The sequence below is a fragment of the Mesobacillus jeotgali genome, from assembly GCF_014856545.2.
GTDB lineage: Bacteria > Bacillota > Bacilli > Bacillales > Cytobacillaceae > Mesobacillus.
On the sequence record NZ_CP109811.1, the window covers coordinates 3826098 to 3849178 of the forward strand.

Annotated in this window: 14 protein-coding genes and 2 riboswitches; of the genes, 1 reads left to right on the forward strand and 13 read right to left on the reverse strand. The window is 42.3% G+C overall.

All coding sequences use genetic code 11. The features are described 5' to 3' along the window. Positions 1-316 precede the first annotated feature (316 nt). The 13 genes from mgrA to FOF60_RS19705 all read right to left on the reverse strand — a co-directional run bounded on the left by mgrA (position 317) and on the right by FOF60_RS19705 (position 21462). On the reverse strand, positions 317-1306 hold the full coding sequence (gene mgrA / locus FOF60_RS19645; RefSeq protein WP_192472227.1) for an L-glyceraldehyde 3-phosphate reductase: 990 nt from the start codon (positions 1304-1306) through the stop codon (positions 317-319). Between the two features lie 33 nt (positions 1307-1339). After that, a complete protein-coding gene (locus FOF60_RS19650; RefSeq protein WP_192472226.1) occupies positions 1340-2275 on the reverse strand; it encodes an aldo/keto reductase in 936 nt (311 codons plus the stop codon). A 27-nt stretch (positions 2276-2302) separates the two neighbouring features. Continuing rightward, positions 2303-3673, reverse strand: coding sequence for an MATE family efflux transporter (locus FOF60_RS19655; RefSeq protein WP_192472225.1), 1371 nt, complete (start codon positions 3671-3673; stop codon positions 2303-2305). Between the two features lie 279 nt (positions 3674-3952). Beyond that, positions 3953-6883, reverse strand: coding sequence for a carbohydrate binding domain-containing protein (locus FOF60_RS19660; protein WP_192472224.1), 2931 nt, complete (start codon positions 6881-6883; stop codon positions 3953-3955). A 121-nt stretch (positions 6884-7004) separates the two neighbouring features. Continuing rightward, positions 7005-8339: a glycoside hydrolase family 30 protein gene (locus FOF60_RS19665; protein WP_192472223.1), complete on the reverse strand. Its 1335-nt coding sequence runs from the start codon at positions 8337-8339 to the stop codon at positions 7005-7007. An 18-nt stretch (positions 8340-8357) separates the two neighbouring features. Continuing rightward, positions 8358-11537 carry a cellobiose phosphorylase gene (locus FOF60_RS19670; protein WP_192472222.1) on the reverse strand — a complete coding sequence of 1060 codons (3180 nt, stop codon included), beginning with the start codon at positions 11535-11537 and terminating at the stop codon, positions 8358-8360. Between the two features lie 26 nt (positions 11538-11563). Further along, positions 11564-12898 carry a GH1 family beta-glucosidase gene (locus FOF60_RS19675; RefSeq protein ID WP_192472221.1) on the reverse strand — a complete coding sequence of 445 codons (1335 nt, stop codon included), beginning with the start codon at positions 12896-12898 and terminating at the stop codon, positions 11564-11566. Between the two features lie 19 nt (positions 12899-12917). Then, entirely contained in the window at positions 12918-13724 is an 807-nt protein-coding gene (locus FOF60_RS19680) for a glycoside hydrolase family 16 protein (RefSeq protein ID WP_264647593.1), read from the reverse strand. A gap of 466 nt (positions 13725-14190) precedes the next feature. After that, complete coding sequence (locus FOF60_RS19685) at positions 14191-15702, reverse strand: response regulator (protein ID WP_192472220.1); 1512 nt, start codon at positions 15700-15702, stop codon at positions 14191-14193. After that, positions 15695-17557 carry a sensor histidine kinase gene (locus FOF60_RS19690; RefSeq protein ID WP_192472219.1) on the reverse strand — a complete coding sequence of 621 codons (1863 nt, stop codon included), beginning with the start codon at positions 17555-17557 and terminating at the stop codon, positions 15695-15697. The genes FOF60_RS19685 and FOF60_RS19690 overlap by 8 nt, the downstream gene beginning before the upstream one ends. Positions 17558-17748: 191 nt before the next feature. After that, positions 17749-19404, reverse strand: coding sequence for a type 2 periplasmic-binding domain-containing protein (locus FOF60_RS19695; RefSeq protein ID WP_192472218.1), 1656 nt, complete (start codon positions 19402-19404; stop codon positions 17749-17751). Positions 19405-19614: 210 nt separating this feature from the next. Beyond that, complete coding sequence (locus FOF60_RS19700) at positions 19615-20514, reverse strand: carbohydrate ABC transporter permease (RefSeq protein WP_251615557.1); 900 nt, start codon at positions 20512-20514, stop codon at positions 19615-19617. A gap of 12 nt (positions 20515-20526) precedes the next feature. Beyond that, the gene (locus FOF60_RS19705) at positions 20527-21462 is read right to left on the reverse strand and encodes an ABC transporter permease (protein WP_225650232.1); all 936 of its coding nucleotides are present in this window, start codon (positions 21460-21462) and stop codon (positions 20527-20529) included. 350 nt (positions 21463-21812) lie between these two features. On the opposite strand from FOF60_RS19705, the gene map reads away from it, so the two are divergent. After that, the gene (gene map, locus FOF60_RS19710) at positions 21813-22556 is read left to right on the forward strand and encodes a type I methionyl aminopeptidase (protein ID WP_192472216.1); all 744 of its coding nucleotides are present in this window, start codon (positions 21813-21815) and stop codon (positions 22554-22556) included. Between the two features lie 183 nt (positions 22557-22739). Beyond that, a riboswitch (SAM riboswitch) is annotated at positions 22740-22843 on the forward strand. Between the two features lie 92 nt (positions 22844-22935). Next, positions 22936-23039, forward strand: a riboswitch (SAM riboswitch). Positions 23040-23081: the final 42 nt, after the last annotated feature.

Below are 23081 nucleotides of genomic sequence, written 5' to 3' on the forward strand. Positions count from 1 at the left end.
CACGGGAATACAAACTAAATACTATCAAAAGAATAGCCCTATTGAAAAAAGAAGGCACTGAGAAGGCACATAGATAGGTGAATCACTAAATCCTTTTATCCTTAACGGGCTTCTTTATGTGCCCCGTTTTCTTATCACTTCCCCTAACCGGGCACATATCTCTGCTTTATGTGCCCCGTTTCCTCTTTACTTACACTAACTGGGGACATCCCAACCTTAATGTGACCGAATCCTCCCTTCCTTTACCCTGACTTAAGAAAAATATTCCAAAAAAAAGCTGTAAAACCAATTGGCTTTACAGCTTTGTTTGGACTACTTATTTTAAAATTTCATCAATCATGTTCAATTCTGATTCGCTGAAATTAAGATTGTTCAGTGCAGCGACGTTTTCTTCAATCTGGCTGACCTTGCTTGCACCGATAAGTGCTGAGGTGATTTTTTGTTCCCTGAGCACCCAGGCAAGTGCCATCTGGGCAAGTGACTGGCCGCGTTCCTGGGCTATTTCATTTAATTGTCTAACCTTAGTAAGGACTTCTTCCGAAACATCTCCTTCGTTCAGGAAGCTGTTTGGCTTCAAGGCCCTGGAATCTGTGGGAATTCCATTGATGTACCTGTTGGTCAGCAATCCTTGTGCCAGCGGAACAAATGCAATCGAACCGACTCCTTCTTCTTGAAGCAGATCGGTAAGTCCATTTTCTACCCAGCGGTTAAACATCGAATAAGCAGGCTGGTGAATCAGCAAAGGAGTACCCAGCTCTTTTAAAATTCCGATGGCCTGTTTCGTCTCCTCGACGCCATAATTGGACAGTCCTACATACAAGGCTTTTCCTTGTCTGACGACATGGTCAAGTGCCATCATTGTTTCCTCTAAAGGCGTTTCTGGATCTGGTCTGTGATGGTAAAAGATATCGACATAATTAAGGCCCATCCTTTTTAAACTCTGGTCTAGGCTGGACACGAGGTATTTTCTTGAACCCCAGTCGCCATAAGGTCCCTGCCACATTCCATATCCTGCTTTTGTTGAGATGACCATCTCATCACGGTAGCCTGAAAAGTCCTTACGCAGGATGCTGCCGAAGTTTTCTTCTGCTGATCCAGGTGGCGGACCATAGTTATTCGCAAGATCAAAATGGGTAATACCAAGGTCAAAAGCTCTTCTGATTAACGAACGGCCATTCTCAAAAGGATCCTGGCCGCCGAAATTATGCCATAACCCCAGTGAAATAGCTGGCAATTTAAGTCCTGATTTGCCGCATCTGTTATAAGTCATTGTTTCATAGCGATTGCTGTCTGGTTGATATGCCATTAATTGAAACCTCCATTAAATAGTCTGTTTTAGTTACCAACCCAATGGGTCAGCTTGAAGCTTTTGTTCCCATATCTCCTCTATCTTTTCTGCTTTTTCAACAGAGATACTTTTATCTGAAGCAGACAGATTTTCTATCAGCTGCTCGAGATTTTTGTTTCCAGGAATGACGGTAGAGACTTCCTGATAATTAAGAATATACCTTAAAGCCAACTGGACCAACGATTCACCAGGTTCCAGCATTTCCTTAAGGACAGGCAGGAGTTCTGCTCTTTTCTTAAGCTGTTCACGGCTCCAGCGACTCCGGATGTCTGTAAAAATACTGTTTTCACCATATTTGCCTGACAGCCACCCAGAATCAAGCGGAACTTTTACAATCAGTCCGACATTTTTTTCTGCTGCCTTCTTGAAGGCTTTTCTTGGTTCCTGATGAAAAATGTTGAACATCACCTCAATAACCTGGCTTCCGGTATTCCGAATCAGCTCATCCATTTCTCTCGCAGAGTCCACTGAAGCACCATAAGCCCGGATCTTGCCTTCCTGTTTGAGGGATTCCAACACATCAAAGTGATCCGTAACCCCGGTCAGGATTTCAAACGGTGGGTTATGAAGCAAAATCGAATCAAGATAATCCGTTTTAAGCCGGCGTAGGCTATTTTCAACCGAACTGCGGATCTTCTGTGAATCGAAATTCAGGGTGTTATCTGGATGATGACCGAACTTGCTGTTAATCACCGCCTCGCTCCTTCTTCCAGTAAGAGCTTTCCCAAGCAATGACTCACTATTGCCCCCGCCATAATTAGGGGCGGTATCAAAGAAATTGCAGCCCTGCTCAAGCGCTTCATGCACCAGCTTGACTGCCTGATTGTTCTCCATACCTTCCCAGTCCCTGGCGTTCCCGAGCTGCCAGGCACCAAACCCAACTTCCGATACTTTTATCCCTGTGCTTCCAAGCTGCCTGTATTTCATCCGCTTCGCCTCCTTAAAGAAAACTACTTATGCTGTTTGCACCCTGTCATCAACCAGGACCTTCTTCTCCCAGACTCGGCTTCTCCATCTGATATACATAATGATTCCTCTGAACCATTCATCAACGATAAAAGCTATCCAGATGCCAGAAAGACCGAAGCCCATTGTAATTCCTAAGAAATAGGCGAGCGGAACACTGATTCCCCACATCGAGACAAGTGCCATTTTCACAGGGAATACCGCATCTCCAGCTGCCCGGAGAGAACTGATTACAACGATGTTGAAGGTTCGGCCAGGTTCCAGTATCAAGCAAAGGAGCAGAACCATACTTCCTTCCCTGATGATTTCCTTATTATCGGTAAAGACCCCAAGTATAGGTTCTCTGACTGCAACGATTACCACGGTAATCGCCATTGTGATGATGATACTTAGCTTCAAACTTTTTAATAGCTGATGGTAGGCTTTATCAAACTCTCTTGCCCCTACTTTATATCCAATCAGTATTTGCGTGCCCTGGCCAATCGCGATTCCGAATAGCATCATAAATGACATGATGTTAAAGGTGTATACCCTTGTTGTCAGTGCCATAGCCCCCAGCAACCCAATAATGACGGTAATGGCCATCTGGCTGGTGTTATACACAACATTTTCACCAGCAGAAGGAACACCTATCTTCAATATCTTTTTGATAAAAGATTTATTGAAGTTCAAATAATCTTCTACAGCAATTTTCATAGGGAGCCTGCGGTACAGCAGCCGGAATATCAGAATCACTGCGATTGCCCGAGATATGGCTGTTGAAATAGCAACACCCTGAACACCCATTTCCGGTACGCCGAATAGTCCGTAAATAAATATACTGTTACCCGCTAGGTGGATGATGTTCATGACGATCGAAATCACCATTGCCTCTTTTGTTAACCCGTTTGCCCGCAGTATAGCTGATGCAGTAACAAGGAGCGCCTGGGTAAAAAGTGTTCCGCCAACAATCGTCAAATACTGTTGAGCAAGACGGTGTATTTCGGGCGTCAGATTGAACATTTGTAAAAATAAATCGTTGAAAACAACAACAATGATACTGACCAGCACTCCAAATATGAGATTCAGAGAGAGTGAGAGACCTGAAATCTTCCTTGCATCAACCTGCAGTCCTGCTCCAAGGTTTTGTGATACCAAAACTGCAGTTCCTGTGGCTACAAAACCAAATACAAGGATCATGAAAAATACGAGCTGATTGGCCACCCCTACAGCCGCAACAGCTTCGTCCGAAATATGGGACAGCATGAAAGTATCCGTGCTGCCCATTAACATGTGCAAGAACATTTCTATAAAAATAGGCCAGGTAAGTGCTAATAAGCCAATCTGTTTAGGCAGACTGTTGTTTTTCTGTATAGTCATCTTGCATTTCCACCTTTTAAAGTTCACTATGATGGTCAGTATTACGCTGGCCTCCGCTCATTCAACTGTGATTGTTAATAAATTTTTAAGCAACGCAATGGAATAGAAGGAAAAAGGCAGAAAAGACTTGCTGTTCTGCCTCTTGATTCAGACCTATTTGAATTTTATTGGCGAATTTCATAATAATTCGACCACATTTTGAGTTTTATTGGCGAATTTTTAAATAATTCGACCACATTACCAATTATTTCGACCAAGTCGCCCCATCCGCTAATTAACTTAGTTTTTTATGATGCTTACATTGTCTAGATAGACATTCGTTGCCGCATTGCCGTCTAAAATATTGCCGAGTTCGAAAACGATTTTGCCATCGTTAAAGGTTTCTTCAGTCATGACAAAGATATAGCTATGTCGTTTCATTTCAGTCGTTAAATCCACTGTTTTTGTTGGCATATAGCTAATGAACCAAGGATCGTATGACAACTCTTTCCCTATATTGACATTCATTTTCCTTGGCACATCTGCTCTTGCATCAAACGTTACTGTATAGCTGCTGCCATTTTCAAAAAGCAGGTCCTTCTGAAAGACTTGAGGGGAATATGAAGCACCGCCAACCTGTGAAATCGCAACCTTCAGTTCTCCATTTTCAGCAACCATCTCTCCAACAGCATAACCGCCCCACTGGTCGCCCCACCATGCTGTCCAACCTGCTGTGCCTTCACCGAATGTTCCGTTGTCAATCCCAGGTGTGGAAACAGGCTCTTCTTCGGCCGTAGCGTCTCTAACCTTTAACACCACGTTATCGATAAATACATCATGTGCGCCGACTGGTGAAAGAGCGTTTTTACCAAGAAGCATTTTGAAAGACGCAATGTCATCATCGGGCATGGTGAATTCATATGTGAATTGCTGCATTTCGTCACTAAGTGGGATCACTTTTTCGAAATACCTGTGGTACTGTGCGTTTTCTACCGTAACCTCTGCCTTCCTCTCCTTCGTAGAGCGAGCGGCAAAGCTAAGCTCATAGACTACTCCCTTAGCAAGGCTTAAATTCGGCTGTTCCAAAAGGACACTCCAGGTTTCATTGCCTTCATGGCCGATACTAACTTTTGCCTCGCCATTTTCTACTGTAACTTGGCCACCTGCATCGTAATGCACATAACTTCCCCATGATGAAAAACCGTCTGAAAAATCACCATTCTTCAAAGGATATAAGTCGATATCTCCATAATCTGGAGTATTTGAAGTCTTCAACAGGACAACATCATCCAAATAGACATCGCCATCTTCGCCTCCAAAGTTAAAGACGACTCGAGCTTCTGAGTCAGATACATCTTCTGGCATTGTAAAATCAAATGTGTGCTCTTCCATATAGGAAGTGAGCTCGATTGTGTCCATTCCAGAGTAATTAACCGTGTCGTCCACGTTCATAAGACTGACTTGAATTTTTCTTGGTTCGTCTGATCTTGCTTTAAAGCTAAGCTTATAATCATTTCCCGCAACCAGGTTCATCCCTTTTTGGTCAAGCTGGACTGCTTCCGGATGGCTGCCACCATCTTCAATTGCCACTTCTAGTTCTCGTGTGTTTTCAGAAACAGATGCCGATGCAGATGCCTCGCCGACTGAGAAATTCCAATACATCATTCTATCCATGCCGCCCTGGTCAAATGTACCATTAAAAACGTGATTCCCATTCGGCAGCGGCTGCTTAGTCGCATCTTCGTCGACCGGAGTCCCAGTAATATCTTCTACTTTCACGTTACCAATCCAAACTGGGTTGGTCCCGTTTCCGCCAAGATTGAATTCAAGTCTGGCTGCGATATCGGTTTCATTCAGCATATCAAAAGTGAAGTCATAGGTTTTCAGTTCATCGGATAGCTGGAAGGATTCCTCATTAGAATACTTTACCCAGTCTCCTTCAGCGCCCGCACCAACTTTTACCATCATGTTTCTGGCAGCTGTCGATTTGGCGTCAAAGCTAACCTTATACTTCCCGCCATTTCCTAGCGAGATGTTCTGAATCATTTGCAGGGAATAAAGCGCTGATCCCGGATTTGAAATTTCTGTCTTGGCAAAATTTGTGCCATCCAGGTTTTGAACTGAAATGCTGCCAACTCCGCCAAAATCCGGTAAGTGGACAAAGTTCCAATACTTTAAATTCAGCTCATCACCAGGCATACTCACATCAGTAATTGCTTCCTCAAAATTCTGGTCATATACTAAATTCCCATCTTCCAGCGGCTGCTTTGCATTGTCAGGCAAAACAACAGGCCCTGCCACTGGCTCAACCGGCTCACGGTAATCGCGTTTTTTCAAATCGTAGACCCTTACATAATCTACTTCCATCTGGCTCGGAAACTTCGTTGTCTCATCAGGATCTCCGTCAAACCAGCCGCCAACTGCGAGGTTCATAACTAAATAGAATTCCTGATCAAAAAGTGCAGGGTAGGAAAAGTTTGCTGCATTATCCTTTCCTTTTGAGTACCATTTATTTTGAGTTTGATAGAGTTCTCCATCGACATACCAGCGCAGCTCGCCAGGCTCCCATTCAAGGGCATATGTATGCCAGCTGTCGATTCCCCTGTTCTTAGGAAGTTCGAACTCCTTGCCAGTATATTTATTGTTTGGCCAGCCTTCTCCATAATGAATTGTTCCAGCTACTTTATGCGGACTGCTTCCCCACGCCTCCATAATATCGATTTCACCTGAAGCTGCCCATGTACCATATTTATCTTCTTCAGGAAGCATCCAGATCGCGGGCCAAAGTCCTTTACCTGTCGGCAGTTTCGCCTTGATTTCGTATCGCCCGTATTTTTTGCTGAACAGGCCTTTTGTTTTCAGCTTGGCTGAAGTGTAATCATACGTTCCAAATTGATCTGTAACCTGTTCTTTTTTCGCTTTTATGACCAGCTTGCCATCATCTATAAAAGAGTTTTCACTTGAATCCGTATAATACTCTTTTTCATTGTTGCCCCAGCCTGAGGTGATTCCATTGCCATTCTCATCCACGATCCAGTTGCCAATGTCATAAGTCCATTTGCTGCGGTCGATTTCCGTGCCGTTAAACTCATCTGACCACACAAGAGTCCACTCGGATTTGTTCTGTTTGAGATTCAGGTCGTTATTTCCCGTTTTATCTTTTGGGGCAGCGATACTGGCTGCAGGCAAAACCATCATGGCACTCAACAAAAGAGCCAGAGTCTTCTTCATACCAATTCCTCCTTCATTATATTTCAAGCGTTAAAACAGACTCCTAAATTAAAACCACCTCCTTTTCATGTAATTCACTTAGCATAAAGTACATTTTGTCATGACAAGGAGGTGGCAAGCCTTAACTTTCTATAATGAATGTTGTAATCGAATGACCAGGCAGCTCGGCTTTGGCAGTCTTGCCTTCGACCGATAGTGAGAATGACTCAGTGGTTTCTGCGTCATTCATGACAACCGCAACAATCGAGCCATCTTCGTTTTTAAATGATACTGCTTTTAAAGTTTCATGATTAAGTTCATGGCCGATTCTAACTGCATTCGGCTTGATGTACTTACTGAAGTGACCAATATAATAAAAGGAACTATTATAGTGAACCTCTCCGGTTTTAGTATCAACGATGACCGGTGCATCGCAATAATTTCCTACATGGTTTGGTCCGCCCTGTTCGTTCAGGACGATATTCCAGTCAATCCAGCCTTCAAGCCAGTTGTTAATATCACCCATGATGTTCCTTGCGTAACGTTCTCCAGTATGCCATGCGCCTAGCTGTACTCCGCCTTCAATGCAGCCTTCGGTAAAAATCAGGTGCTTATCAGGGAAGTCTTCATGAATCTTGCTCAAATTCTCGAATTCTTCTGAGACATACCAGTGGAGGCCTGTGCCCCAAATATATTTAGCAGACTCTGAATCTGATAAAATCGTCTTTGCACGCTCATAGGCGATATCCCTGTTATGATCCCAGATGATGATTTTTTTATCTCCAAGGCCTTCCTGCTCCATGACAGGCCCTAAGTGGTTTTTAACGAAGTCCCGTTCTTCTTCTGCACTATATCTGCAAGAATCCCAAACCTGAGTTGCCTCCGGTTCGTTCTGAACAGTAATTCCCCAAATCGGCACGCCTTCCTTTTCCATCTCCTTGATGTACTTCGTATAGTACAACGCCCATGCCCCATAAAACTCAGGCTTCAGCTGCCCGCCATTATTCATTTCATTGTTTGTCTTCATCCATGCTGGAGGGCTCCAGGGAGAAGAAAGGATTGTCAATTCCTCTCCCCTTGCCTTCACAGCATCCTTGATAAGCGGCAATACATATTTGTTTTCACGTTCAATTGAAAAGGTTTTAAGTTCCGTGTCATTCTCTTCAACATAGGTGTAATTCTCTAGAGCAAAATCACAGCTGTGGATATGTGTCCTGCCCAGGCTGTAACCAAGACCTGTCTCCTGGTTAAAATAGCTGTCGATTATTTTTGCGCGTTCTTCCGCGGGAATTTGTGCCAGTGTGTAAGCAGCTGCCTCTGTAAAAGCTCCGCCGAATCCCATGAAGCTTTGATATTTCTTATCTGGATCAAGCTTCATCACAAAATCTTGGCCTGGCTCATCTGTAAAAGAAAGATTGCCCTTATCAGCAAAACGTTCTTCGGTATCCTTAGCAGTCTGGATCATTTTCAATTCCATGTGTCAGCACCTCATCTATTAATCTAGGTAAACATCCATTCTTGATACTTTTCCGTCCCTGACAGCTTGTGCATAGGTTTCCTGCAGCTGCTCGCTATGAATCTCAACCTCTTCGCCATTTATATGGAGGACATATTTTACTGTCTTGGCACCATCGTCCCCGAAAGTATTTCTCCTTGAAGGATTGTGATAGGTTACCGTAATCTTGCCCAGCATGGTAAATTGCACCTTGCCCTCTGAATCGAAAAGCCATGAAGGAAGAATCGGCTCGAGCTTCAACGTCAACCCTTCTTCGTTTACGTCAAAAAGCTTTTTCCCCATCATCATCAATTGCCAGATGCTTAAGAACTCTGCCGTTGTTCCACTCAGCCTCGCAACAAAACCTTGACCATGGAGACTTGAATCAGGGTTCACGCTGCTAGCGATAAAGGATGAGTTTTCAAGGACGCTCCTTCCATACACTTCCGCATCCATGAATGGAGGCATCGCATAGTTGATATCTTCATAGAACTCATCATACAATCCGGATTTCAAGACACTGAGCAGATACTTGAATTCCATATGCATGAAGATGGATTCACGCTCAAGCCATCCAGGAGTAAATGCCCTCGCCCGGCCGATATCAAAGGTTTGGTCTTCAAGAGAACCAGAAGTTTTGTACATTTTCAGCTTACTATCGTAAATTTCCGAGTTCCTTACATGCTGATAGGTCGACCTCGCTGTTTGGTGATCAGCAGTCTTCAATGCCCTTGCAGGACCTTCAAGGAAATGCGGAAGAACAGACACTTTAAAGCTATTGACCTTTACTAAAGGCAAGCCCTTTTTATTCTGTTTTTCATTTCCGCTTTCATCCACAATCTTTTCCCAGTCAACAGCTTCGAAAGAGAAGTAGGTAGGAATCAGCCCATTGCCAAGCTCTGTCGCTTTATCGATTCCCGCTTTTGTTTTAAGAAGCATTTGCTTTGCATAAGCAGTAAGCTTTTGTAACTCAATGTTCTTTTCTGTACCTTCAAATCCGTTTTTCACTAACTCGCGGTATTTTTCACGGGCAGAGGCTGTTTGATCCCAGTAGCTGTACTCATCCAGCTCGCCATTTTCAATTTGATTCAGGAATTCCACAACTGTCTCAGCCAGATCGACTACTTCTGCAGGAAGTGTAACCTCCAGCTCACCAGCATCTCCAGAAGCGATGACAAATTCGAACAGGCGTTTCAGCTCTAATGTCTCACTCATGGCTGATCCGAAAATTCCTGGCAGGCCATTCATGGAATCATTCCAGCCTGGCTTATTCGCTTCCATTTCCACACCCATACCATAAGGATCCAATGTAGAAAATTTCAGCAGTGCAAGCGAGAATAGTTTGCTGTAAAGATTGGATGTAAAGAACTCACCGTCAGGCTTCCTCACCCAATTTGACTCTTTCTGATGTCCAAATTCAGTAATGGCATCGTATTGGCGGACCTTGCCATTTGCCAGGACATATTTTTCAGAACGCGGGTTCACAAATACTGGGCTAAGGAAGTATTTGTAGCCATGATCATCAAATAATAGCTGCGCCTTATTTTCTGGATACACCTTCAAATAGTTTTCAACCAAATCGAGATTGTACGTCCAGTGGTCCATCCAGTAGCCTTCTCCAAACTCCGCTTCAATGTTCTGGGAGCTCCTTGAAAGAACTTTTTTCAGGAAATCCGGAAGAGATGAAGAAAGCTGAATGTCACTGTCTGAGATCGTTTGAAGTAAATCACCTGGTGTATAGGTTCCGCTCAGCTTCTTTTTGATGAATTCAGCATCCTTCTGGTCTGGAACCACCTCATCAAGCCAAGCCCAATCAGATTGATCTTTTAGTTCAAAGCTTGCTCCTTTTACAACGAGCGGATTATAGCCATCCGCCTGGATCAGGCTCATGAACAGCTTGATATTGTAGTCTCCCGTCTCAGGATGGAAAAATACGTCATTCCTGCGGTTCTGGTTCACATCCCGGAAGTTGCCGTTCCCCTGCGAGAAGTATTCAGGCGCAAGCGAGAAGAAGTTGTAATCCCTCTCCAGATCGCCGTGCTTGCGGGAAAAAACATAATAAGTAAAGGCTGAATCCTCACTTTCCAATTCAATTGGAAAGCCGCCTCGCAGCACATTGTCAAGATAGCTCTGGTTTACATAGGCATCAAATAGTGGTGACGCTGTCTTTGTTTCAATATCCTTCGTAATCTCTGTAACAAGGCTCTGTGCTTCTTCATATTTTCTTTCCATATATCCGCCAGCTCTGATGTCGGCTGCTTTTTCATTGATGATTTCAATGTCCTTCACATGGCCGATCAGGGTATGGAAGGAAAGTTTAGCACCTTGCTCAAGCACTCGGCCCAAACCGGAGAAACCGCAAGGAACCTTATTGGAGGTTACCGGCTCAGCTGCTATTAACTCATCAATAGACGATTTTTCAAACTCATCAGGATAAGACAGTGAACTGTTCGAACCAAAGATCAGGTCCACATCCACGATTGGCTTGATCAGCTGACCTTCATCATCAAAGCTTAAATAAAAATGTCCCTTTGAAACCTCTTCAACTTCCGCCGAATCATTCGTTGATGAGCGGACTCGGTAGTATGGAATGCCATTTTCAAGATTGAATACATCCATCCAGCTTTTCAGTGTGTTCCCAACTGCTTTATAAGCAGCGTCATCAATTCCAAACGGGATAATTGCAGGCAGCCCATCAATGATCTCAAATTCAAGTGGACTCTCAGAAAGATTTTCGACTTCCACCTTTCTTGCCAGAGCGCCAAAGTTCTCATTCGGAAGCGTGAAATACGTTACTACTGTTTTCACGCCATGTTGATGGTTGATTTCTTCGAGCTTCATCTCATTTTCTTTTATATACATCGTTCTCTTTCGGTCTTTCTTGCTTCCATATGAAGAAAACGGCTCAAAAACGGTATTTCCATTCAGCTTGATGAATGTGCGGAAACCATTTGTCCCTACTCGCTGATACGCCTGATTTGCCGGGAAAAATTCAGTTATAGCATGATTTTTGTCCTGCACACCGAAGCTGACAATTCCCTGCCCTCGGTTGACGTAGAACGCCCAGATTGGTATACCGTATAAACCTGCCAGGCCAGGGAGAAAGCTTGAGAATGTTTTTGCCTGATCGAATTCCTGTATTACAAGATATTGATTTTCATCAAAGCGGTATCTTTCCATTATTGATCACTCCGAAGTCATTGGATTTAGATTGAACGGTTCCTGATAATTTCTGCATAACGGTAACCGCTATCTTTAAGAATTCTTTCCTGAGTTTCAAAATCAACATAAGTAATTCCAAAACGTTTGTCGTAGCCAAATGCCCATTCGAAATTATCGAGCAATGACCATAGATAATATCCAGCGATGTTCATGCCCTCTTCATTAAGCTCGGCAACTGCCTGAATATGCCTTTCTACATAATCCTGTCTGTCAGAATCATGGACACGATGGTCATCTGATACGTAATCATCAAACGCCGAACCATTTTCGGTAATATAGATTGGCAGATTCGTATATTCCTTGCGCAAGCGGTGTATCAGCTCTTTAAATTCAGCCGGTGATATATCCCATCCCATTCCTGTCTTCGGATAATCCGAGTATGCACTCTTGAACAGGAAGTCCGATGCTGCATTGAATTCAACAAGACTTCGATTATAATAGTTGATTCCAAAGAAATCACATTCTACTGAAATCTTCTCCAAGTCGCCTTCCTGGATAAAGTCGAAGGAATGGACATATTTGGAGAACAAATTCATCATGTCAACCGGATAATGACCTTTAAGCACAGGATCCAGGAACCACCTGTTCGTGTAGCCATCCGCATTATTGGCAGCCAACTGATCATTGGCAGAATTGCTTGCCGCGTACATCGGTGACAGGTTCAGCGTAATGCCGATCGGAGTTGTGGAAGCAAATTTCCCTTTAAGCAAGGAAACCGCCTCACCATGGGACAGAAGCATATGGTGGACAGCTTTCAACGCCTCTTCCATATTGGTATGGCCTGGCGCATGTACTCCCTGATGGTAACCAAGGAATCCTGCGCACCATGGCTCATTATGGGTGATCCACATTTCTACATGCTCATCAAGTTCCTCAAAGCATTTCTCTGCATACTCCATGAACCAATCTACGGATTCTCTGTTTGTCCAGCCGCCCTTTTCATGTGCCCACATTGGCAAATCCCAATGATAGAGTGTAACAGCAGGCTTGATTCCATTTTCAATCAGTCGGCTAATAAGCTTCTTATAAAAGTTCATTCCAGCTTCGTTATACTTGCCCTGCTCGGGGAAAATCCTTGGCCAGGCAATCGAGAAACGATAGGAGTCCACACCAAGTGTCTTTAAAATTTCTACATCCTTCTCATATAAGTGGTAATGGTCACAGGCGACATCCCCGTTATCCATATTGAAGACCTTGCCGGGAGTACGCGAAAATGTATCCCAAATGGAAAGACTCCTGCCGTCTTCTTTATACGCCCCTTCAATCTGATAGGAAGATGTAGCGCTTCCGAAAATAAAATCTCTTGAAAATCTAGTCATCTATTTCTCACCTCAAATGTTATTGGTCTTCTCTCTTGTAAACTTTGATGTAATCAACTGTCATTCGCTGTGGGAACTGGGTTGTTTCATCCGGATATCCAGGCCATTTCCCCCCGACAGCAAGATTCAGCTGGAGGTAAAATTCTCGATCAAAAGGTGCAAAACCAGGCTGCTGTTCCTCTGATTCCGAAGCCTTGCTGAACCATTCACTCTGCCTTGCATACAGGACATCATCTACATACCATCTGAATTCGCCTGGTTCCCAATCAAGGGTGAAGACATGAAAATCATCAGAGAATTTTTTACTGTCAGGAAGCGTATAATTTTCACCTGTATATGTGTGAGGCATGCCGTAATGCAGCGTTCCATAAACCGTACCAGGCTGATGGCCGATCAGCTCCATGATGTCAATTTCCCCGCAGGCAGGCCATCCAGTATACTTTTCCATATCCTCTGGCATCATCCAGATTGCTGGCCAGATTCCCTGGCCTTCCGGCAATTTAGCTCGAATCGAAAATCGCCCGTATGTCCAGGCTGCCTTGCCTCTGGTCGTCAATTTAGCGGATGTATAATCCATCCCGTTGTACTCTTCATTCCTGGCCTCAAGAACGAGCATGTCATTTTCAATCCGCGCGTTTTCATTTCGTCTTGTATAGAACTGGGATTCTTCATTCCCGAACCCAGTGCCGGCCTCAACAAAATTCCATTTGTTTTCATCTATTTCAGAAAGACTAAAGTTCTCTTCCCAAACTAATTTCCACTCTGCTTCAGCTTTTGAAAGCGTCATCATTTCTTTGTGTAATTTCCCATGATTTTTTGAGTCCACCTAAACTGCCCCCTTCTGACATACTGATTGCTTCGAACAAAACATATCTCAATTCCTATTCTACCTTTGACAGCCAGGCATCTTGAGATAGAGAATTTTGTTTAGGGTGTCAATATTTTAGAAGAGCGTAGTTCCCTGTGAAAATGCTTCCAAAAACTCCTAAAAACGGGTGATTTTTTAGAAACGTCTGGCGGGAGATGTTAAAGAAGGATGAAAAAGGAATATGGGGATGCTTCGGATAAAACGAAGCTGCTCTGACGAGTTTTTGTCCGAACTTGGGGTGACTTCGGACATTATGAATCCTCATCGAAGATCTTTTGTCTGAACTTCGGGTGCTTAAGCAAATGGAGTCACATACGAGATAAAAAATACCCAATCAGAATTATAAGCAGTACTTTTGCAACCTCCGTCTTGAGATTTCAACGATAACTTTAAAAACTGAAAAAGAGAGCCAATTCGGCTCTCTTCATCCATTCATTTCCCGAAATTCTTTTGGTGAAATTCCTTCGACTTCCCGGAACACTCTCGCAAACTGCTTTGGGTTCTTGTAGCCGACCATCTCACTGATTTCCAGTATTTTAAAATCCGTCTCCTTCAACAGCCGCTTGGCACTTTCTACTCTGACCATTTTTAGATAGTCAACGAAGTTTTGTCCAATATACTCCTTGAACATATGGCTGAAATAGGAGTAATTCAATGAAATGTAATTCGCAACTACGGCTAGATTCAAGTCCTTATGGTAATTTTCCCTTATATAAGCAATTGCCCTATCCATGTACTTTTGCTCTGAATACACTGCTTTTACCTGTTTATTGTATTCATGGATTCTCATCAACAAATCCTCGAGAGCATGGAAGTATTCATGGAAGTTGTCAAAGTTATAGATATTGTCTATCTTATTCAAAAGCTCGAAAGTTACTAGAGATTCTTCCCCCAACCTCTTGAAAAAGCCTTTAAAAATCGTCTCATTGATTTCCTCGTTAAGGTTTTCAAGATAATCGATGCTGCTGTGGGCAATGACATCAAAGTCCATAACCTGTCTAAGGTTATCTTTAATTTCCTTTTCACGTTCAGTCCCTAGCATATTGGAAATTTTATTGATCAGGTCTGCCGGAAGAGAGGCTACATCTGGTTTCTCTTTAACATTCTCATATAAAATGATTTGGCGGCGCGGATAAAGGAAATGATACTTGATCGCTGTGGCTGCCTGACCATAGGTTTTTTTAAACTCTCTTATATCCTGTGCCTTTTCGCTAATTCCAATGGTAAAAATTGAATGCCTGTCCCTGCCAAGCTGTTCTTTCAGAATAGAGAACTGCTCAAAATCTGCTGAAATGATTGTCACCCGTCCGTCTTTATCAAGGAATGGAATACTGTCACTGCTGGAATAGAGCAGCTGATTAACTTTATTAAGAAAGTCCTCTCCATCTATATCTCCATCCACCTGAATGATTCCCACGTAGTATCCTTCAGGATAAGATTCTATTTTCATTTTCTTATAAAGATCTTCTACAACTTCCTGTTGGATATTAGGATTAAGCAAAATGTAATTCAATTGGCTGGCACGGTAGTCATCCATGTGCTGGTAGGTCATTTTCTGGCTGTTTTCCAGTTCTTCTATGATCGTATTCAAAGTTTTGAATAGCTCTGTGCGGTTTACCGGCTTTAATAAGTAGTCTTTCACCTTATGTTTGATCGCTTCCTTGGCATAAGTGAAATCATCGTATCCGCTGAGGATCACAATCGATGTTTTAATTTCTTCCTGCTGTTGGAGCTCTTTAATTAATTGGATACCATCCATCCTTGGCATTTTACTATCAGTGATTACGATATCCGGTTTATTATCCAATATACCATCAAGGGCTTCCTGTCCATCTGAAGCAATGAATGTTTCGAAATCTGGATATTCCCGCTTGATCATAGCCTGTATACCCAACCGGATATTTTTCTCATCATCTGCTATAAGAACTTTATACACTTTGGCTGCCTCCTTTCATGATTTTACAAGGCATTTTTACCGTCACCATTGTGAATGCGCCTTTCTCACTTGTCACAAACACTCCATACTCCGGCCCGTAGTAAAGCTGGATTCTTTCATTCACATTATGGATACCTATACCATTTCCACCTTTAGAACCAGAGAATTGATTTTTCACCCCTGTTTGAATGGATAAGTTGAGCGACTCGCACTCTTCTTTTGTCATCCCCACACCATTATCTTTTATCTCAATGATGATATGGTCCTCTGAACATCTCGCATTCACCTGCAGGATGCCTTCATTTTTCTGGTCGTTAGGAATGATTCCATGTTTGATTGCATTCTCAACGATCGGCTGCAGCGACATTTTCAGAACTTCCTGGTCATACAGTTCCTGGGGGACATCAATGTTCAAGGTTAACAAGCCATCCAAACGCAGATTCATAATCTCCACATAGTTCTTTATATAATTCAGCTCTTCATCAAGTACTACAAAGTCATTCTTCCATTTAAGATTGTAGCGCATCATCTCACCAAGGGAGGTGACAGCATCAGAAATAGGATACTGTCCTTCTATTTCTGCCATCATCTTGATGTTTTCCAATGTGTTGTAAAGGAAGTGAGAATCAATTTGGGTTTTCAACGCCTTTAATTCTGTTTCTTTTGCTGTTGCCTGCTTGTTGACAGCTTCGGCGATCAATCCATTCATTTTACCAAGGAGACTTTTAAAATGAAATGCCAGCTCCGAAATCTCATCTTGCCCACCAATTTCAACATCAACAGAAAAGTCGCCCTGTTCTACTCGCTTCATTGAATCTTTCAATTTGTACATTTTTTTCAGGAGCAATAAAACCAGTACATAGGTGACAAAAGAAAGAATGATAACTAGGAAGATAATTCCGCTAAAAATGACATTCCTCGTCTTGGCCGTTTCCGCATATAGGCCTTCAAGCGAAATGACATTCAGCAGATAGGCATCCAAATCATCAATATAGGCAGTGATGACAAGATAAGGGGTTTCATTGTTTTCGAATTGAAAACTGCCGGTGCCTTCGTGTTTTGATTTATTGAATTTAAGTTTGAGTTCTTCAGTGTCAATTCCCTCATCTTCAAAATAGGTGTGATGGAAATTCCTGATCATGTTGTTATCCTTATCGATGACGACATAGACCGAATCAGGGTCCTGCACCGTTCCGAACATCTTGGGGAAAAAGTTTTTAAGGAACATATTGATTTCGATGATGCCTAAATGTTCATCCTTCGGGTAATCCAATTCCCGCAGCAATGAGATTTTCGCTGTGTTTTGCGATGGCAGTCTTTCAAGGACATCTTCTGTCTGCTGGTCGAACCACCAAACCTCCATCCCATTCCTGTTGATGACCTCTTCTCTCCATGGCTTATCCATGATTCGATCTTCTTTAAAGAGAATCGGCCACATTTCGGTTATATATGGATTGGTGGTATACAGGCGGATATTTTCAATCGCTGGGTTATTAGCCTGCAGCCTGGTAACATTCGAAAGCTCATTCATTCTGAAATCAATCAACTGATCAATATTTGCTTCGTTCCTGCTTTTCACAAAATCAATGAATTCTATGTCCGAAACGACCATTTGAGCCGTTCGTCTCATTGATTCAATATTGTTTTTTATATGGATTTTCTCGATTTCAAGAGCATTTTCACTTTTAATCCTGATTTCATTGATCGCTCTGTCATACACGTTACTGGAATAAATAGAGATGAAAATAATAATAGGAATAATGATAATAATGATATATAAGGCAATCAGCTTTTGCTGCAGGGAAAGTCGATTTAACCATGATGCAGCTTTGTTAATTGTTTTTTGAAAATTCATATTTTCACATCCATTTTTTCCGCATAAAAAAATTATAAATTATATTCAATATTAATATTGTGGTAAAGTGTTTCAATTTAATGAAATTATGTTGTAATCCATCGCAGTTTTTCTAACCTATATGCAAAAAGAGGAATAGACTGCCCCCTCAAGAAATTTAATTCTAGAAGGAACAGTCTTTCCATAGTTATTTATTTTGCTGCATCAAGTTTCTCTTTGTTCTTTTCATAGATTTCCTGCTGGTACTTTTCCACTTTTTCATAGCCGAAAGAGTCACGCTTCTTGAGGAAGCCTTCAAAGATTTTATCGAACTCTTTATCTGATTTAGCTAAAAGGAGCTTAGGAAGAGTTTTGCCCCATTCCTGTGCGATCTTGCTTGCTGCTACACCTTCAGCTGAAGTTCCAGTTGGGCTGATGCCATCAAATTCTGCATAGCTGACTGTTTTGCCTTTTGTCCAGTCTTCCATTTGCTTGAATGGTTCAGAAGCAGGAGGTGCCCACGCAAGGCTCATGTTTGTATCCATCAGCATCCAATATTTGAATGATGCGCCATACTGCTGGTCAAATGCTGCGCGGTCTTTGTTCAATAGATCAAGTACTTCTGGCTTGAATTCAGGCTTACCGTTAACCATATCATACGTTTCGCCTTCTTTACCCATGTAAAGATCCATTTGTCCTTCTTCACTGATCATGTAAGTCAGGAACTGGATCGCTCTTTCTTTATCTTTTACATCCTTAGAAATCAAAGTAACTGTCCAGCCTGAGATGCTGTCACCTGCTAATGCTGGTCCATCTCCATTTGAGTTAGCTGGTCCGTCTACTGCGATATAAACTGAGTTAGGATCTTTTGCATACAATGCGTGCTGTTGTGCTGCAAGGTCACTGCGCTGGTAAAGCATTGCGAAGTAACGGCCTTGTGAGATTTTCTCTTCCATTTGCGGACGCTTATCGATAAAGATATCCTTTGCAAGAAGTCCTTTGTCATTTGCTTCTCTGAAAGTCTTTAACCATGCAAGATACTCAGGATCCTGGCTGCGGTCATAAACCTTTCCGTCTTTTTCCATAGGAATGTTCAGGAAGTTTTGCAGATAGCCTTCAAGAGAAGTATTACCTACATCAGTAAACTCATTCAAACCAAATGGAATCAATGGTGCACCATTCACTTCAGGGAATTCCTTCTTAGCAGCTTCAAGTGCCTTCAAGAATCCTTCTGGAGTGCTCATATCAGGGCTGCCAATTGCTTCATACATATCTTTTCTAACAAGGAAAGTCTGGTTAGAAGGCTTAAGGTCTTTATATTTGTCAAAATCCTTTGGTGAAGAAGAAGCGTTCGGGTAGCCATATGTGTTGCCATCTTCTTGCTTATACCACTCGATTTTTGCTCCATCTGCTACTTTATAAAAATATGGATCATATTGATCTGCAAGTTCATTTAATGGAAGGACAAGCTCGCCTTCGATCATCTTCTTAACAGCATCTTCCCACCAGCCAATCGTGATGAAATCAGGAAGTTTTCCAGATGCGATCATTGTGTTCATTTTTTCTGCTTCGTTACCAGCAGGTGAGATAAAGTTGACTGAAACACCAGTTTTATCTGTTACATACTTGGAAACAGCATCGTCGCCCCATTTATGTGCGAACCAGGAAAAGTTAACGTACCAATCAAACGTAATAGGTTCTTTATTGGATTGCCAGCCGGGTGCATCAGCCGTTGCCTTTGGTTTGTCCGCGTCCTTTTCATCGGAAGCGTTTTCATTTGTCTTACTAGAACAGCCTGAAAATAGTGCTAAAACCAATGACAGAACAAGCAATAGTGAAAAGCCTTTGGAAAAGAATTTTCTCCTCATTTTTTGACCCTCTCTCTTTTGTGTTATTTTGGGCCACATTACTAAATGTACACTGCTTTGAAAAAGCGGGAAAGGCTTTTTTCCTAAGTACCAGCCTTTCCCAAGGTCAGAAGGGGGTATCCTTCATGTATAAAGCAGGACATATCAATAATGAAGCCAGGATTATTTAAATTTCTTCTATGAAGAAAAATTTAAATCGAAGTTAGTAGATCAACCTTTTACAGATCCAATCAGCATTCCTTTTACAAAGTACTTTTGCAGGAATGGATAGACTAACATGATTGGAAGTGTAGTAACAACCATCGTTGCCAATTTGATAGACTGAGATGTTACCGTCTTCGTGGCAATCGACCCTGCTGCATTCGTCATCATCTGGTTTGAGCTTGACTCAGCAACTACTTTGTATAAATAAGTCTGGATCGGCTGCAGGTCTGGATTATTCACAAAGATGACTCCGGCAAAGTAGTCGTTCCACTGGTATACTCCCTGGAACAATGCAATGGTAGCAATAACCGGCATTGAAAGCGGGATGATTACTTTGATAAAAATCATAAAGTCATTTGCGCCGTCCATTTTTGCTGCTTCCTCCAGAGACGTTGGCAGCTCCCTGAAGAATGATACAAAAATGATTAAGTGGAAGAAGTTAAACATTGTTGGAATGATATATACAAGGAAGTTATCAAACAATCCTAGATCCCTGATCAACAGGAAGTAAGGAATCAATCCGCCGCTAAAAAACATTGTGATGACACCGACCAGCATGTAGAAGTTCCTGCCGTAAAGGTCACGTCTTGAAATTGCATAAGCAACCATTGCGGTAAAGAATACATGGGTGATCGTCCCGATAACCGTTTTGGCAATTGTCACGCCAAATGATGTGACAATACCCTGGGTTTCAAAAACAGCCTTGTAGTTTTCCAAAGTAAATTCTCGCGGCCACCAGTAAATCCCGCCTCTCATGGCGTCCACACCATCATTCAATGAATTGACGAGTACATACCAGATTGGGTAGAGCGTAATGGCACAGATAAAGAGCATGATCAGAATGTTAATGTTGTCAAAGATGTATTCGCTTGTTGTTCGCCGGTTCCGTTTAAAAAGCTTAAACACAACCTCACCCCCTTAGAATAAAGATGTTCCATTCAGTTTCTTCACAATCTTGTTAGCAGACAGGAGCAGGATAAAGGCAATGATTGCTTTTAATAAACCGACTGCTGTTGCGTAAGAGTAGCGGGCATTCTGAAGTCCCATTTGATAAACGTAAATGTCAATTACATTACTTGCGCTTTCATTCAATGAGTTACGCAAAATCAAGATTTGGTCGAAGTTTGAATTCAAGACACCGCTTACAGCAAGGATGAAAAGAATGGTGATTGTCGGGCGAATCGATGGCAATGTAACATGCCACATCTTTTGGAAACGATTTGCTCCGTCAATTGTTGATGACTCGTACAGTTCTGGTGATACACCAGCAATTGCTGCAAGATAAATGATTGCTGACCAACCAAGTTCTTTCCATATATCCGATAGAATGACGATCGCCCAGAAGTTATCAGGTGAAGCAAGGAAATTCGTACGTTCGCTGATCAACCCTAAACCAAGCAGGATATCATTTAAGACACCGATATCTGCCAGCCATGTTGTCAAAATCCCTCCAAGTACAACCCATGAAATGAAGTGTGGCAAGTAAGAGATCGTTTGAACCGCTTTCTTTAGCTTCATTGATGTAAGTTCATTAAGCAAAAGAGCAAAAATGATTGGAAGCGGGAACCCGATAATTAGTTTGATCAAGCTGATTCCCAGTGTATTTTTCAGGACAATCCAGAAGTTCTCATCCTGCAGGAATTCCTTGAACTGCATCAATCCTACCCATGGTGCTTCTGAGATCGTTTTGATAATGCTGTATTCCTTGAAAGCGATGATCAACCCATACATCGGGATATAGTTGAAGATGAACATCCACACTACTCCGAGAAGCGCCATCGTTTGCAAATACTTTTGAGAAATGATTGTCTTTTTGATTTTTTTGTATTTTTCCTTTTTTGTAGGCTCTACCATTATGGTGTCACTGACTTGTTGTTCGACTGGCTGTTGAATCTTGACTTCCATTTCTTCACCACCTTAGTTGCTTTGTCTTTCTTGTACCTTAATCATAAAAAAAAGGGCTTACATTTATAAGCCATGGAATTTTGCTTATGGTACCAATTTTTTAGTTTTAGGTTTATTGAGTAAAATATTGATACCATCGTGTTGGTATCGTTTACAAAAAGGGCAGGATTATGACAATGCGGCCATATAACGGATCCTGCATATATGCTCCTCAAACCTAAAGGATGGATTTTCATAACTAAAAAGGATAATCTAATCGTAGAGTTTTTTAAATCGAAGCTAATGGAAAGGAATATATTATGATTGCGAAAACAGAGGAAGATTTTAACGGCTTGAAAGAAATTGGCAGGATTGTCGGCTTGATACGTGATGAATTGGTCCAAAAGACCATACCTGGAATTACCACCAAGGAACTTGATGAAATCGCGGGTGCCATGTTTGAGCAGCATGGTGCGATTTCTGCGCCAAAGGGTGAGTACAATTTTCCAGGGTACACATGCATCAGTGTGAATGAAGAAGTAGCCCATGGAATTCCGGGAAGCCGCGTCATCCAAGAAGGCGATATTGTGAATATCGACGTTTCCGGATCGAAAAATGGATATTTCGCTGATACCGGCATCTCATTTGTCGTTGGCAAAGGGGATCCAATTTTAACGAAGATATGCGAAACAGCCGTCGAGGCGTTTGAAGCAGGTCTGAAAAAGGCGAAACCCGGATCGAAGAAAAGCGGACTAGGTAAAGCAGTTATCGCAACTGCGAGAAAGAACGGCCTGACAGTCATCAAGAATTTGACCGGACACGGGATTGGACGAACAATCCATGAGGCACCCGATCATATCTACAACTATCATGAGCCATGGGATGACGAGCTTTTAAAGGATGGAATGGTCATCGCTTTTGAGCCATTCATCTCAACTCGTGAGGAAGAAGTCTTCCAAAATGAAAACGATGAATGGACATATGTAACAGAAAACAGCTTTGTCGCTCAATGTGAGCATACAATCATCCTTACGAAGAATGGGCCGATTGTCATTACTCGATAGAGCTTTTTTCTCGATTGAAACCCTTGCTGCTGCAGGGGTTTCTCTTTTTTTGCCTGACCCCCCTGGCAGTTCATACTATATTCCTATTTTTCGTATTGCTAAAAAAAATCCAACAAAATGATTGACACTTTTTCTATGACACAGTAAAGTAATAAACAAGATTTACAACTCAATATTCGTTACTTCTTATCAAGAGAGGTTGAGGGACTGGCCCTATGACACCTCGGCAGCGGACTCCTTTGGAGGACTGTGCCAAATCCAGCAAGCATGAGCTTGACAGATAAGAAGAGGCCGACTTTTCATTTGATGTCCTCTTCTTTCTGAAGGGGACTTTTTGTTTTTTACAAATATCCCCACTTTAAAATTTCATATCGATACTTTCTTATCAAGAGAGGCGGAGGGACTGGCCCTATGAAGCCTCGGCAGCGGACTCACATTGAGGACTGTGCCAAATCCAGCAAGCATGAGCTTGGGAGATAAGAAGAGATATTGTCCAGCATTCGTTGCGGCATGCCCTCTTCCTGT